The organism is Kitasatospora sp. NPDC101157, from assembly GCF_044768255.1.
Classification (GTDB): domain Bacteria; phylum Actinomycetota; class Actinomycetes; order Streptomycetales; family Streptomycetaceae; genus Kitasatospora.
Map to the genome: position 1 here is coordinate 282,351 of NZ_JBIWPL010000006.1, position 13,004 is coordinate 295,354.

The window sequence follows — 13,004 nt, forward strand, 5'->3', positions numbered from 1 at the left end:
GGAGAACCGTCCGTCCCTCGAACCGCCGATCAGGCCAGCAGGGCCTCGATGACGCCGGTGTGGGCGTCCTTCAGCTCGGCCAGCGAAACGGTGAACTGCCCCTGGACGTCCAGGGAGTCGCCGTCCACGACACCGATCCGGGTGGCCGGCAGGCCACGCGCGGTGCACATGTCGTTGAAGCGGAGCTCCTCGCTGCGCGGCACCGCCACGACGGCGCGGCCGGCCGACTCCGAGAACAGGAACACGAACGGGTCGGTGCCCTCGGGCACGACGATCCGCGCGCCGTGGCCGCCCTTGAGGCAGCTCTCCACGAGCGCCTGGCCGAGGCCGCCGTCGGACAGGTCGTGCGCGGCGTCGATCATGCCGTCGCGCGAGGCCGAGATCAGGATCTCGCCGAGCAGCCGCTCGCGCTCCAGGTCCACCTTGGGCGGCAGGCCGCCGAGGTGGTCGTGGACGACCTGCGACCAGGCCGAGCCGCCGAGCTCGTCCGCCGTGTCGCCGAGCAGGTAGAGCAGCTGCCCCTCCTCGGCGAAGGCGACCGGGGTGCGCCGGGTGACGTCGTCGATGACGCCGAGCACCGCGACCACCGGGGTCGGGTGGATGGCGACCTCGCCGGTCTGGTTGTACAGGGAGACGTTGCCGCCGGTGACCGGGGTGCCGAGCACCAGGCAGGCGTCGGCCAGGCCACGGGTCGCCTCGGCGAACTGCCACATCACGTCCGGGTCCTCGGGGGAGCCGAAGTTGAGGCAGTCGGAGACGGCGAGCGGCTTGGCACCGCCGGCCGCGACGTTGCGGTACGCCTCGGCCAGGGCCAGCTGGGCGCCGGTGTAGGGGTCCAGCTTGGCGTAGCGGCCGTTGCCGTCGGTGGCGACCGAGACGCCCAGGTTGGTCTCGTCGTCGATCCGGATCATGCCCGAGTCCTCGCCGTGCGAGAGCACGGTGTTGCCGAGCACGTAGCGGTCGTACTGGTCGGTGATCCAGGACTTGGAGGCCTGGTTCGGGTGGCTCGCGACCTTCAGCAGGTCGGCCTTGAGGCCCTCGCCGGTGGTCGGGCGGGCCAGCCGCTCGGCGGTGGGGGCGTCGGCCTGCAGCGCGTCCTGCCAGCTCGGGCGGGCGTAGGGGCGCTGGTAGGTCGGGCCCTCGTGGGCGACGGTGCGCGGGGGCACGTCCACCACGAGCTCGCCGTGCCAGAAGATCTCCAGGCGCTCGCCGTCGGTGACCTCACCGATGACGTTGGCGATGACGTCCCACTTCTCGCAGATCTCCAGGAAGCGGGCGACCTTGTCGGGCTCGACGATCGCGCACATGCGCTCCTGCGACTCGCTCATGAGGATCTCCTCCGGCGAGAGCGTGTGGTCGCGCAGGTGCACCGTGTCGAGGTCGATCCGCATGCCGCCGGAGCCGGCCGAGGCCAGCTCGCTGGTGGCGCAGGACAGGCCGGCGCCGCCGAGGTCCTGGATGCCCTTGACGAGCTTCTCCCGGAAGATCTCCAGGGTGCACTCGATCAGGAGCTTCTCCTGGAACGGGTCGCCGACCTGGACGGCCGGGCGCTTGGCCGGCTTGGTGTCGTCGAAGGTCTCGGAGGCCAGCACCGAGACGCCGCCGATGCCGTCGCCACCGGTGCGGGCCCCGTACAGGATGACCTTGTTGCCGGCGCCGGAGGCCTGCGCGAGGTGGATGTCCTCGTGCTTCATGACGCCCACGCACAGCGCGTTGACCAGCGGGTTGCCCTGGTAGCAGGAGTCGAAGACGACCTCGCCGCCGATGTTCGGCAGGCCCAGGCAGTTGCCGTAGCCGCCGATGCCCGCGACGATGCCGGGCAGCACGCGCCGGGTGTCCGGGTGGTCGGCCGCGCCGAAGCGCAGCGGGTCCATCACGGCGACCGGGCGGGCGCCCATCGCCAGGATGTCGCGCACGATGCCGCCGATGCCGGTGGCCGCGCCCTGGTAGGGCTCGATGTACGAGGGGTGGTTGTGCGACTCGACCTTGAAGGTCACCGCGTAGCCCTGGCCGACGTCGACCACACCGGCGTTCTCGCCGATGCCCACCAGCATCGCGTCCGAATCCGGCTTCTTCTCGCCGAACTGCTTCAGGTGGACCTTGCTGCTCTTGTACGAACAGTGCTCGGACCACATGACCGAGTACATCGCGAGTTCGGCGCCGGTCGGGCGGCGGCCGAGAATCTCCCGGATGCGCGCGTACTCGTCCTCCTTGAGGCCGAGTTCGGCCCAGGGCTGGGCGGCGTCCGGGGTCTGCTCGGCGTTCTTGACGGTGTCGAGGCTCATCAGGCGTTCACCAGCTGCTTCAGTACGGAAGTGAAGAAGCCCAGGCCCTCGGTGGTCGGACCGGTGAGCGGCTCCACGGCGTGCTCCGGGTGCGGCATCAGGCCGACGACATTGCCGGCGGCGTTGGTGATGCCGGCGATGTCGCGGTACGAACCGTTCGGGTTACCGTACCCATCAGCGGCGTTGCCGCGGGCGAGGTACCGGGCCACGACCCGGCCCTCCGCCTCCAGTTCGTCCAGGACGTGCGCGTCGGCGACGAAGCGGCCCTCGCCGTTCTTCAGCGGCACCACGATTTCCTGGCCGGCCGAGTAATCCCCGGTCCAGGCCGTCTCCGCGTTCTCGATGCGCAGCTTCTGGTCGCGGCAGACGAAGTGCAGCGAGTCGTTCCGGGTGAGCGCGCCGGGCAGCAGGTGCGATTCGCAGAGCACCTGGAAGCCGTTGCAGATACCCAGGACCGGCATTCCGAGCTTGGCCTGCTCGATGACGGTCTCCATCACCGGCGAGAAGCGGGAGATCGCGCCGCAGCGCAGATAGTCGCCGTAACTGAATCCGCCCGGCAGGACGACGGCGTCGACCTGGTGGAGATCCTTGTCACGGTGCCAGAGGGCGACCGGCTCCGCGCCGGCCAGGCGGACCGCGCGCTGGGCGTCGCGGTCGTCGAGCGAGCCGGGGAAAGTGACGACGCCGATGCGGGTGGTCACTTCGCCGCCTCCTCGACGCGGACGGTGAAGTCCTCGATCACGGTGTTGGCGAGAAAGGTCTCGGCGGCTTCGCGGATACGGGCGAGCGCGGCGTCGTCGACCGGGCCCTCCAACTCCAGCTCGAAACGCTTGCCCTGGCGGACGTCGGCGATCCCGGTGAATCCGAGACGGGGCAGTGCACGCTGCACCGCCTGTCCCTGGGGGTCGAGGATCTCCGGCTTGAGCATGACGTCGACTACGACGCGTGCCACTGGCACTCCCGGTGGTGTCTTCGGTGAGGCGGGGGAACTCCAGACTACCGGCCGTTCGGGGCAGGATTGCTGGCCGGGGATAGTGACGCGCGTAGACCCAGGACCCTTACGCCGCAAGGGATCCGGGGCCCCCGCCCCCCGCCCCGGCCGACCCGTTTCCGCGGATTCGGGACGCCGAACGACGACCCCGGAGAACACCCGAATACGGCACTTGGGGACAGAACCGCCCGTCCCGCGCATCGGTATCCGGCAGTCCCGCAAGACTCGTGAATATCCGGAAAAGAATGCCGGACTCTTCGATTTCGACCCCCTTCGGGTGCAGAATAGGGCCACCTGTCGCGGCAAGTGCTGCGTATCCGGCGGGCCACCGGGCCTGCCCGTGTGCGCTTGCGCGAGTTGGTGCACATCAGGCCACGGGGCACACTCCGTGAACCGGCGGCCGAATTGCCCGAGAGGATTGACACCCATGGCTCAGCGTGTAGTTGTCACGCTCTCCGACGACCTGGACGGCGGCGCCGCCGCTGAAACCGTCCACTTCGGCGTCGACGGGAAGTCGTACGAGATCGACCTGTCCGTGGACAACGCGGAAAAGCTGCGGGAGGCCCTCGCCCCGTTCGTCGCGGCCGGCCGGCGCCAGAGCCGCACCGGAAAGTCCTTCCGCCGCACCGCGCTCACCCCGGACCCGGCCGCCGTGCGCGCCTGGGCCCTGTCGCGCGGCATGGAACTGCCGGCCCGCGGCCGGATCCCCAAGCACGTGTACGAGGCGTTCGCCGAGGCGAACTGACCCCGTCGGGGCACCGCCCCCGGTCGCCCTGCCCGCCCGGACCGGAAGGGTGGGGCGACCACCCCGAACGATGCTGTAGAGTATTCCTCGTCGCCGCAACGGAGAGATCCGAAGAGGCGGCGGGTGCCCCACCAGGCATCCTGCGGACGTGGCTCAGTTGGTAGAGCATCACCTTGCCAAGGTGAGGGTCGCGAGTTCGAATCTCGTCGTCCGCTCGCAGTGCGCGAGCACAGCACAACTCAATAGTTTGACCCTGCGGACGTGGCTCAGTTGGTAGAGCATCACCTTGCCAAGGTGAGGGTCGCGAGTTCGAATCTCGTCGTCCGCTCCAGAGCGAAGGCCCCCTCGATCGAGGGGGCCTTCGACGTATTCCGGCCCCTCCTCGCATTCCCCCATGACATTTGTCATCGCCGACCCGTGGATCCGCACCGCCGATCCGTGACGGCGCGCACTGCCCGCGCGCCCGGGGCGCCGGGAGGCTTGGGGCATGGAAACGAGCAAGCCCGGTCGTCCCGGCCGGAACGTGATCGAGGTCACCGACCTGCACCGGCACTACGGCACCGGTGCCACCGAGTACCACGCCGTCCGCGGCGTCGACCTGACCGTCGGCCGCGGCGAGCTGTTCGCCCTGCTCGGCACCAACGGCGCCGGAAAGACCTCCACCATGGAGGTCATCGAGGGCCTGGCCGCGCCCAGCGGCGGCACCGTCCGGGTGCTCGGCCACGACCCCTTCACGGAGCGCGCCGCCGTCCGGCCGCGGATCGGCGTCATGCTCCAGGAGGGCGGCTTCCCCGGCGAGCTCACCGCCGCCGAGACCGGCCGGGCCTGGGCCGGGTTGACCAGCGGCGCCCGTCCGGTCGCGGAGGCGCTGGAGCTGGTCGGCCTCGGCCACCGGGCCGGCGTCCGGGTCAAGCAGCTGTCCGGCGGCGAACGGCGCCGGCTCGACCTGGCGATGGCCCTGCTCGGCCGCCCCGAGGTGCTCTTCCTGGACGAGCCCAGCACCGGCCTCGACCCGGAGGCGCGCGCCGCCGTCTGGCGGCTGGTCCGCGAGCTGCGCGCCCAGGGCACCACGGTGCTGCTCACCACCCACTACCTGGAGGAGGCCGAGGAGCTCGCCGACCGGCTGGCCATCCTGCACGGCGGGCAGGTCGTCACCAGCGGCACCGTCGCCGAGGTGATCGCCGGACGGCCCTCCCGGATCACCTTCGAGCTCCCGGAGCTGCTCGACCCCGTGGCGGCCGGACCCGCGCTGCCCGTCCTGCCCGGGGCCGAGGTCACCGTCGACGGCCGCAAGGTCACCGTGCAGAGCATCGGCCTCCAGGACACCCTCACCGACCTGCTCGGCTGGGCCAGGCACCACGGGATCGCGCTCGGCGCCCTGGACGCCCGCAGCGCCTCGCTGGAGGAGGCCTTCCTCGCCATCGCCTCCGAGGCCGCCCAGCAGGCCCCGCCCCAGGCCGCCGCCGCCGACCGTCCCGCCCGCCGCCTGATCGGATCCGCCCGATGACCACCGCCGCCCCGGCCACCGCGCCCGCCACCGACACCGTCGCCGGCCCGCCGACCACCACCACAGCCGGCCGGCTGCTCGCCCTCGGCCGGGCCGAGGCCACCCTGCTGCTGCGCAACCGCGCCGCGCTGTTCACCGCCGTGGTGCTGCCGGTGGTGCTGATCAGCACCCTCCACGGGCTGCTCAAGAAGCAGTCCGAGGACAACCCCGGGCTGGACGTCCACTCGCTGCTGGTCTACGGCTCGGTCGGGATGGTCCTGGCCTTCGTCGTGTACTACAACCTGACCGCCGCGTACGTGGGGCGGCGCGGCGAGCTGGTGCTGAAGCGGCTGCGCACCGGCGAGGCCAAGGACCTGGAGATCCTGCTCGGCACCGCCGTCCCCTCGCTCGTCCTCGGACTGTTCATGGCCGCCCTGATCGGGATCTGCGGCAGCGTCGGCCTGCACCTGGCCGTCCCGGTCAACCCGGTGCTGATGCTGGTCGGCCTGCTGATGCTGCTGGCCACCATGATCGCCCTGGCCGCGCTGTCCAGTGCCTTCACCAGGACCGTGGAGAGTGCGGGCATCACCACCCTGCCCGTCATGCTGGTCATGCAGTTCGGGTCCGGCCTGTACTTCCCGCTGGAGGTCATGCCCTCGCAGCTGGCCGACGTCTGCCGCCTGCTGCCGACCACCCCGGCCTTCCAGCTGATCCGGGTCGGCTGGTTCGGGACCGACGGCTCCGCCGCCGCGACCGACTTCCTCGGCAGCTGGGGCGCCGCCGCACCGCACCTGGTCACCGGCGCCGTCTGGCTCGGTCTGGCGGTCTGGGGCGCGGTGCGCTACTTCCGCTGGGAACCGCGCCGCTGACCCCGGCGGATTCCCCGAGACCCACCCCGTACGTCCTCTGATATGAAGGCAGCGACACGCAGGTGATCAAACGGGGAGCACATCGATGGTCCGGGGGCCGATCCGGCGCTGGAGGGGCTACGGCAAGCCGCAGCGCGCCGAACTGTACTTCCGCTGGTCGCTCTACATGGTGGCGTGGATCATGCTGCCGGTAGCCCTGCTGGCCACCGCCTCCAGCGTGAAGGTCCAGGGCGCGACCACCGCCGCACAGGTCGGCCTGGTCCTGTCCCTCGCCTCCGTCCTGGTCACCCTGCGGGCGTACCGCACCTCGCTCGACCACTACCTTGGACGACCCAGCACGTACCGGCGCTGGCTGGTCGTCAGCGCCATGCTGACCGTGGCCGGCTCATGGACCGTCCTGCTGCTCGGCCCGGCCTCCGACGGGGTCCCGCCCCACCCGGGCCCGCCGTTCACCTCGGTCATCGCCGCCGCCCTGGTCGGCGCCACCGCGGGCCCCACGGGGGTGGGCCTGCGGTGGCGGTGGGCCTTCCTCTCCGGAACCGCCCTCGTGCTCCTGATCGCCCCGGCGATGCTGCTGGCCGGAGCCGGCTTCGCCACCACCTCGGGATGGCTGATCGGGGCGGTCGTCGGAACGGTCCTCATGGTGGCCAGCTGCCGCAGCTTCGCCTGGGTCACCGCGGTGGTATGGGAACTGGACGCCGCCCGCGAGGCGCAGTCCCGGCTGGCCGTCGCCGAGGAGCGGCTGCGCTTCTCCCGCGACCTGCACGACGTGATGGGCCGCAACCTCACCACCATCGCGCTGAAGAGCGAACTCGCCGTCCAGCTCGCCCGGCGGGGGCGCCCGGAGGCAGCCGAGCAGATGGCCGAGGTGCAGAAGATCGCCCAGGAGTCGCAGCGCGAGGTCCGGGACGTCATCCGCGGCTACCGCACCGCCGACCTGCACGCCGAGGCGATCGGCGCCCGCGCGGTGCTGCGCGCCGCCGACATCCACTGCGAGATCGACCTTGGTGAGGAGCCCGACCGGCTGCCGCCGCAGGTGCAGTCGGTGCTCGGCTGGGTGATCCGCGAGTCCACCACCAACGTGCTGCGGCACAGCGAGGCCGCCCGCTGTTTGATCCGGCTGCGGCAGGAGGACGGCCGGGCGGTGCTGGAGCTGGAGAACGACGGGGTGCCCGCCGTACCGCTCCCCTCCCAGGGCGGCGGCACCGGGCTGCGCGGCCTGCGCGAGCGGCTGGCCGCCCACGACGGGGAGCTGACCGTCCCGACCACCACCGCACCCGGTACCTTCCGGATGCTCGCCACCGTCCCGCTGCCGGGCTGAGAGAGGCCTTCCGATGACCGAGAACACCGCGCCCGTCCGCGTCCTGCTCGCCGACGACGAGCACCTGATCCGCGGTGCGCTGGCCGCGCTGCTCTCGCTGGAGGACGACATCGAGGTGGTCGCCCAGGCCGGTTCCGGCCCGGAGGCGCTGGCGATGGCCCAGGCGCACCGGCCGGACGTCGCGGTGCTGGACCTGCAGATGCCCGGGAAGGACGGCATCGAGGTGGCCACCGAGCTGCGCCGGCTGCTGCCGGACTGCCGCTGCATGATCGTCACCGGCCACGGCCGGCCCGGCTACCTGAAGCGGGCGCTGGAGGTCGGGGTCCGGGGCTTCCTGCCGAAGACCGTCTCGGCGGCCGACCTGGCCGGCATCATCCGCACCGTGCGCTCCGGCGGCCGGTACGTGGACCCGGAGCTGGCGGCGGACGCGATCAGCGCCGGGGAGACTCCGCTGACCCCGCGCGAGACGGACGTCCTGGAGCTGGCCGCGGACGGCACCCCGATCGCGGAGATCGCCGAACGGGCCGCGCTCTCCCAGGGCACCGTGCGCAACTACCTGTCCTCGGCGGCCACCAAGCTGGGCGCGGAGAACCGGCACGCGGCGGTGCGGATCGCCCGCGAGCACGGGTGGATCTAGCGCTCGCGGGCGTCGCGCGTGCGGCTCAGACCCAGGTGGTGCCGGTCAGCCGCTCGTAGACCTCGATGTACTTGGCGCGGGTCTGCTCGACCACCTCGGCCGGGAGCTCCGGCGGCGGCTGCTCGCTGTAGCGGTCCCAGCCGGAGGCCGGGGAGACCAGCCAGTCGCGGATCAGCTGCTTGTCGAAAGAGGCCTGCGAGCGGCCCGGCTCGTACTCGTCGGCCGGCCAGTAGCGGGAGGAGTCCGGGGTGAGCACCTCGTCGCCGATCACCAGCTCGCCGTCCAGCAGGCCGAACTCGAACTTGGTGTCGGCCAGGATGATGCCGCGGTCGCGGGCGATGTCCCGGGCCCGGGCGTAGACGTCCAGGGTGGTGCGGCGCACCTGGGCGGCCAGCTCGGCGCCGATCCGGCGGGCGGTCTCCTCGTACGGGACGTTCTCGTCGTGCTCGCCGACCTCGGCCTTGAGGGCCGGGGTGTAGATCGGGGCGGGCAGCTCGGAGCTGTTCTCCAGGCCCTCCGGCAGGGCGACGCCGCAGACCGTGCGGCTCTCCCGGTACTCGGTCAGGCCGGAGCCGGCCAGGTAGCCGCGGGCGACCGCCTCGACCGGGATCATGTCCAGGCTCTTGCAGATCAGCGTGCGGCCCTTCCAGTCGGCGGGGGCGCCGGCCGGGACCTCGGTGGAGATCACGTGGTTGGGGACGATGTCGGCGATCCGCTCGAACCACCACAGCGAGAGCTGGGTGAGCACCCGGCCCTTGTCCGGGATCTCGTTCGGCAGCACCCAGTCGTGGGCGGACATCCGGTCACTGGCGACCATCACCAGCTCGCCCGATCCCGTGCGGTACAGGTCGCGCACCTTGCCGGTGTGCAGGTGGACCAGGCCGGGTACCTGAACCGGCTCGGGCTTGGTGACAAATCCGCTCAAGGTGTCTCAGTCCTCAGGGGTCGTTCACGGGCGTGGGGCACCGCGAAAGGGGAGGTCACTGCCCCCGCAGTCTTTCACGCCCGCCCGGACCCCACGGTCCGGCCCTAGTTCTTGCAGAGCCGGTCCAGCAGGTTGGCGGTGGCCCGCTGGACCCGTTCGTCGGTGAGGCCGGGACGGCCGAGGGCGGGCGACCAGGCGAAGGTGCCGGCCGCGAAGACGTACGCGCCGCTGGGCGCCCGGTAGAGCGAGGTCTCCTGGTAGCGGGTGCGGCCGGCCAGGTCCCGGTACGGCGAGTGGGCCAGCAGCACCCGCTCGGTGTGCTCGGGCAGCGCGACCTTCGGGTAGTACCGGTCGGCCTCCCCCGCCACCAGGCCGGGCAGTTCGTCGCCCTCCTGCAGGCCGGTGCCGTCCCAGAGCCAGTGCGCGGTGTGCCGGGCGACCAGCGGGACGGGCGCGGCGACCCGGCCCGAGTACTGCACTCCGAGCAGGTGCTGCTCGGGCTCGCCGGCGTCCCGCCACAGCGCGCTGGCCGCGCCGGGCACCCCGGCGGCCGGACTGCCGGGGCCGGGCTTCTGCCGCTTGCGGCAGTTCAGCAACCGGTTGGGCTCGCCGGAGGCGGCGGCGGTCAGCTCGACCCGCCAGTACATGGTGTTGGCGGACAGGAAGACCAGCGAGGTGCCGCCGTCCCGGGCCCGCTCGACGGCCCGGCGCATCGGCTCGGACCAGTACTCGTCGTGGCCGGGGAAGACCAGCGCCCGGTGCTCGGTCGGGTCCACCTGGCCGGCGTGCAGGTCGGTGGCCGTGGCGTAGGAGAGGTCGTAGCCGTAGCGCTCGGCCCAGCGGATGAAGTCGTAGGCGTGGCCGACGTGCAGCGGCAGCCCGGCGGTGGCGTGCGGTCGGTCGAAGGAGACCGTGACGGCCGCCTCGGACTCGCCGACCAGACCGCCCAGGCCGTCCCAGGCGTGGTACAGGCTGGCGCCCGTGCGGCCGTCCTCGGGGAACAGGTTGTAGGCCTGCCAGGTCACGTCCGGGAGCACCAGGAGCAGTTCGGCGGTGTGCCCGTGGTCGGCGAAGTCCCTGACGGTGAAGGGGATGTGGCTGCGGTGCAGCATGTCCGCGGTGGTCAGCACGGCGACGTAGGCGCCGGGCTTCCAGTGCAGCGGGACCTGCAGCCGCCAGGAGTGCCACCAGTGGTGGCAGGAGACCGTCCGCTCGACCACCAGCGGGGCGGGCTGGGCCAGCCCGGCGATCAGCGGACTGGACGTCATGTGGCGGGCGCCGTCGCCGCCGTAGTGGCCGATCCGGTAGACGTCCACGGTGAACTCGCGGGGCGGGTTGACGGTGACCCGGAAGTCGACCGCGCCGCCGGGGCGGATCACCCCGGCCGAGGCGAAGCCCTTGATCTGCTGGTCCACGTCGTTGGCGCTCTGCGGGGTGCCGACCGGCGGCTTGGGCCGCACGCCCGCCGACAGCGGCTGCTGGCCGGGCGCGTCCACCGAGACGTACCAGGGCACGGCGCCCTCGGCCCCGGCCAGGTACTGGTCGGGGCTGCGCAGCCAGGGCAGCGGGCCCTGGCCGAAGGGGTCGGAGACGCTGTAAGCGTGCGTGCCCGACTCCCAGCGGCGGTTGAGTTCGGTCCCCACGCGCCCCTCCCAGGTGCACTTCCGTCCGGTTGGCACGTGCCCCCCGGATGTGCGTGCGGTCTAATACACCACACAGTGCTGGCGCCCCGTCACCCCACGGTAGCAATTGGTGTCGGGAATCTCGCGCGCCTCCGCGACAGGGCCTCCGGCCTGCGGAGACGGCCGGCGGCCGGGGCTTCCGGGGGCGCGTGCCGGGCCGTCGAGCGCCGCCCGGAAGCCCGGGGACCCACGGGGCGTCAGAGGCGTACGGGTTTCTCCAGCCGGACTTCCGCGGCGTCCAGCCAGGCGCGCAGCGGGCCGTCCTGGCCCTGCTCCACGGCCTGGGCGACCGGGGCGGCCAGGTCGGTGCGGCGGATCCCGCGGAGCAGCAGCACCGGGCCGTCCAGCCAGTCCAGGCCGGGGGCACCGCCGGCGGTGTCCACGGCGGCGCAGCAGACCATCGCGGTGACGTGGTCGACCAGCAGGTCGCGGCCGGTGCGGTCGGGTTCGAGCAGGGGAGCCGGGGCGGTGGTGCGGGCGAGCTGGGCGGCCAGGCCGGCGGCCAGCTGTTCGCCGTCGCCCTCGGCGAGCCGGGCCAGCAGCCGGGTCAGGGTCGGGGCACCGGGGCGGGCCTGCGGGGCCAGCCGGTCCAGGGCGGTCTGCAGGGCGGCGGCCCGGGCCCGCCAGCCGGCGTCCACCACCTCGGCCGGGTAGTCGGCCCACTCCAGCTCGTGCCAGACGCCGGCCGCCGGACGGCCGAAGAACAGGTCGGCGGCGAGCCGGGAGACCGCCCGGTCGACCGTGCCGGGCTCCTCCAGCAGGTCGCAGGCGGGGCGGTCGCCGAGCCGGGTCCCGTAGCCGTCGGCGGCCAGCCGGTCGCGGCGGGACAGCTCGGTGAGCGCGGAGACCACGCCGGCGTTCAGGTGCGCGGGGTGGCGGCCGAGCCGCCAGGCGGGCAGCGCGACCCGGGTGAGCAGCCGGTCCCAGCCGGCGTAGGCCAGGCCGACCTGCTCCTGGGCGGCGATCCGCAGGCCGTAGTCGACCGTCCTGGCCTGCTCGGAGGCCCAGCTAGCGACGGACCGCTCCAGCTCGGCGGAGTGGCCGCGGCAGGCGCCCAGCAGCCGGCGGGTGATCCGCCGGGTGATCCGGTCGGCCGGCCCGGCCGGGCCGCGGCGCGGTGGCCCGGGTGGGGCGGCCAGGGTGGCGCCGCCGAGTCCGGGGGCCGCGCCCGGTCCGGAGTCCAGGCAGGCGTCCAGGCCGCGCAGGAAGCGGCGGGCGGCGGCGATCTCCGGGTCCGCGGAGGCGGCGGTACCGGCCACCACGGGGGCGAGCAGGGCGCGCAGTTCACCGGACCGCATCCACCAGAGGAAGGGCGATCCGATCACCAGTACCGGCGCGGGCCCCGCGGGGTACGGCCGCAGGGCGCGGGGGCGCCGCGGCGGCGGAACGTCCTCCAGCCAGCTGTCGCAGTCCGGGGTGAGGGCCACCGCGGAGGGTGCCGGGACGTCCAGCCGGTCGGCCAGCTCGTCGATCAGCCGGTACAGCTCGGGAGCGGCGGCGCGCTCGACCGGAACGGCGGGGGTCTGCGGCGGGACGGCCCGGCGCAGGGCGCGGGTGGTCAGCCCGGCCACCAGCAGGGTGAGCGCGGCGAGGACGCAGACCACCCAGCGGGCGGCGTCCCACCCGGCGGCGTCGGAGGATCCGGCGGCCCCGATCCGGCCGGTGAACCGGCCGGCCAGCAGGACCACCGCGACAGCGGCGGGCAGCACTGCGGCGGCCAGGGCGAGGCCCCGGATCCGCAGGACCGCTTGGGCGTGAGCGCGCGCGGTGTCGACGGCCATACGGTGCGGCACCCCCTTCGGAGCCCTCGGGCGCCCGCCTACGGGCCCTGAGCCGACTCGAAACGATCAGTTCCGACCGGGAAGCGGAGGCATCCGATCCCCGGCAGTGCATGCTGTGTGGCGCTACTGACATTTTCGACGCCCCGGTCCGGGCGGGTGTTCCGGATCGCCCCGGTTTCCACTCGTCCCGGTGACGCCGCCGGGTCGTCCCGATGACGCCACCCGGTCGTCCCGGGACCGGTCCGGCGCGAAGCACCGGGCGACCGCCCGGCCGATCGCCGT

General features: G+C 73.0%; 11 protein-coding genes and 2 tRNA genes. 7 read left to right on the top strand and 6 right to left on the bottom strand.

Annotation, left to right across the window (positions count from 1 at the left end):
* Positions 1 to 29 precede the first annotated feature (29 nt).
* The 3 genes from purL to purS are packed head-to-tail and all read right to left on the bottom strand — an operon-like array spanning position 30 to position 3,237.
* On the bottom strand, positions 30 to 2,285 hold the full coding sequence (gene purL, locus ACIRVF_RS16390) for a phosphoribosylformylglycinamidine synthase subunit PurL (RefSeq protein WP_402817331.1): 2,256 nt from the start codon (positions 2,283 to 2,285) through the stop codon (positions 30 to 32).
* Entirely contained in the window at positions 2,285 to 2,986 is a 702-nt protein-coding gene (gene purQ / locus ACIRVF_RS16395) for a phosphoribosylformylglycinamidine synthase subunit PurQ (protein WP_402817333.1), read from the bottom strand. The genes purL and purQ overlap by 1 nt, the downstream gene beginning before the upstream one ends.
* On the bottom strand, positions 2,983 to 3,237 hold the full coding sequence (purS, locus tag ACIRVF_RS16400; RefSeq protein ID WP_030278336.1) for a phosphoribosylformylglycinamidine synthase subunit PurS: 255 nt from the start codon (positions 3,235 to 3,237) through the stop codon (positions 2,983 to 2,985). Before purS ends, purQ begins: the two co-directional genes overlap by 4 nt.
* 466 nt (positions 3,238 to 3,703) lie before the next feature.
* Here purS and ACIRVF_RS16405 point away from each other — a divergent pair, with 466 nt between their 5' ends.
* The 7 genes from ACIRVF_RS16405 to ACIRVF_RS16435 all read left to right on the top strand — a co-directional run bounded on the left by ACIRVF_RS16405 (position 3,704) and on the right by ACIRVF_RS16435 (position 8,334).
* Positions 3,704 to 4,021: an Lsr2 family protein gene (locus ACIRVF_RS16405; RefSeq protein WP_030056585.1), complete on the top strand. Its 318-nt coding sequence runs from the start codon at positions 3,704 to 3,706 to the stop codon at positions 4,019 to 4,021.
* A 142-nt stretch (positions 4,022 to 4,163) separates the two neighbouring features.
* Positions 4,164 to 4,236: transfer RNA gene (locus ACIRVF_RS16410), tRNA-Gly, on the top strand.
* Positions 4,237 to 4,276: 40 nt separating this feature from the next.
* Positions 4,277 to 4,352, top strand: a tRNA-Gly gene (locus tag ACIRVF_RS16415).
* Positions 4,353 to 4,508: 156 nt separating this feature from the next.
* Positions 4,509 to 5,528, top strand: coding sequence for an ABC transporter ATP-binding protein (locus tag ACIRVF_RS16420; protein WP_402817335.1), 1,020 nt, complete (start codon positions 4,509 to 4,511; stop codon positions 5,526 to 5,528).
* Positions 5,525 to 6,376 carry an ABC transporter permease gene (locus tag ACIRVF_RS16425; RefSeq protein ID WP_402817337.1) on the top strand — a complete coding sequence of 284 codons (852 nt, stop codon included), beginning with the start codon at positions 5,525 to 5,527 and terminating at the stop codon, positions 6,374 to 6,376. Before ACIRVF_RS16420 ends, ACIRVF_RS16425 begins: the two co-directional genes overlap by 4 nt.
* An 85-nt stretch (positions 6,377 to 6,461) precedes the next feature.
* A complete protein-coding gene (locus tag ACIRVF_RS16430) occupies positions 6,462 to 7,697 on the top strand; it encodes a sensor histidine kinase (protein ID WP_402817339.1) in 1,236 nt (411 codons plus the stop codon).
* 13 nt (positions 7,698 to 7,710) lie between these two features.
* Positions 7,711 to 8,334, top strand: coding sequence for a response regulator (locus ACIRVF_RS16435; RefSeq protein WP_402817341.1), 624 nt, complete (start codon positions 7,711 to 7,713; stop codon positions 8,332 to 8,334).
* 25 nt (positions 8,335 to 8,359) lie between these two features.
* Here the strand turns inward: ACIRVF_RS16435 and ACIRVF_RS16440 are convergent, their stop codons facing one another.
* The 3 genes from ACIRVF_RS16440 to ACIRVF_RS16450 form a co-directional block, all read right to left on the bottom strand.
* Positions 8,360 to 9,259, bottom strand: coding sequence for a phosphoribosylaminoimidazolesuccinocarboxamide synthase (locus ACIRVF_RS16440; protein WP_402817343.1), 900 nt, complete (start codon positions 9,257 to 9,259; stop codon positions 8,360 to 8,362).
* Positions 9,260 to 9,363: 104 nt separating this feature from the next.
* Entirely contained in the window at positions 9,364 to 10,902 is a 1,539-nt protein-coding gene (locus ACIRVF_RS16445) for a N,N-dimethylformamidase beta subunit family domain-containing protein (RefSeq protein WP_402817345.1), read from the bottom strand.
* A 236-nt stretch (positions 10,903 to 11,138) separates the two neighbouring features.
* Positions 11,139 to 12,722 carry a hypothetical protein gene (locus ACIRVF_RS16450; protein WP_402817347.1) on the bottom strand — a complete coding sequence of 528 codons (1,584 nt, stop codon included), beginning with the start codon at positions 12,720 to 12,722 and terminating at the stop codon, positions 11,139 to 11,141.
* Between the last annotated feature and the right edge of the window lie 282 nt (positions 12,723 to 13,004).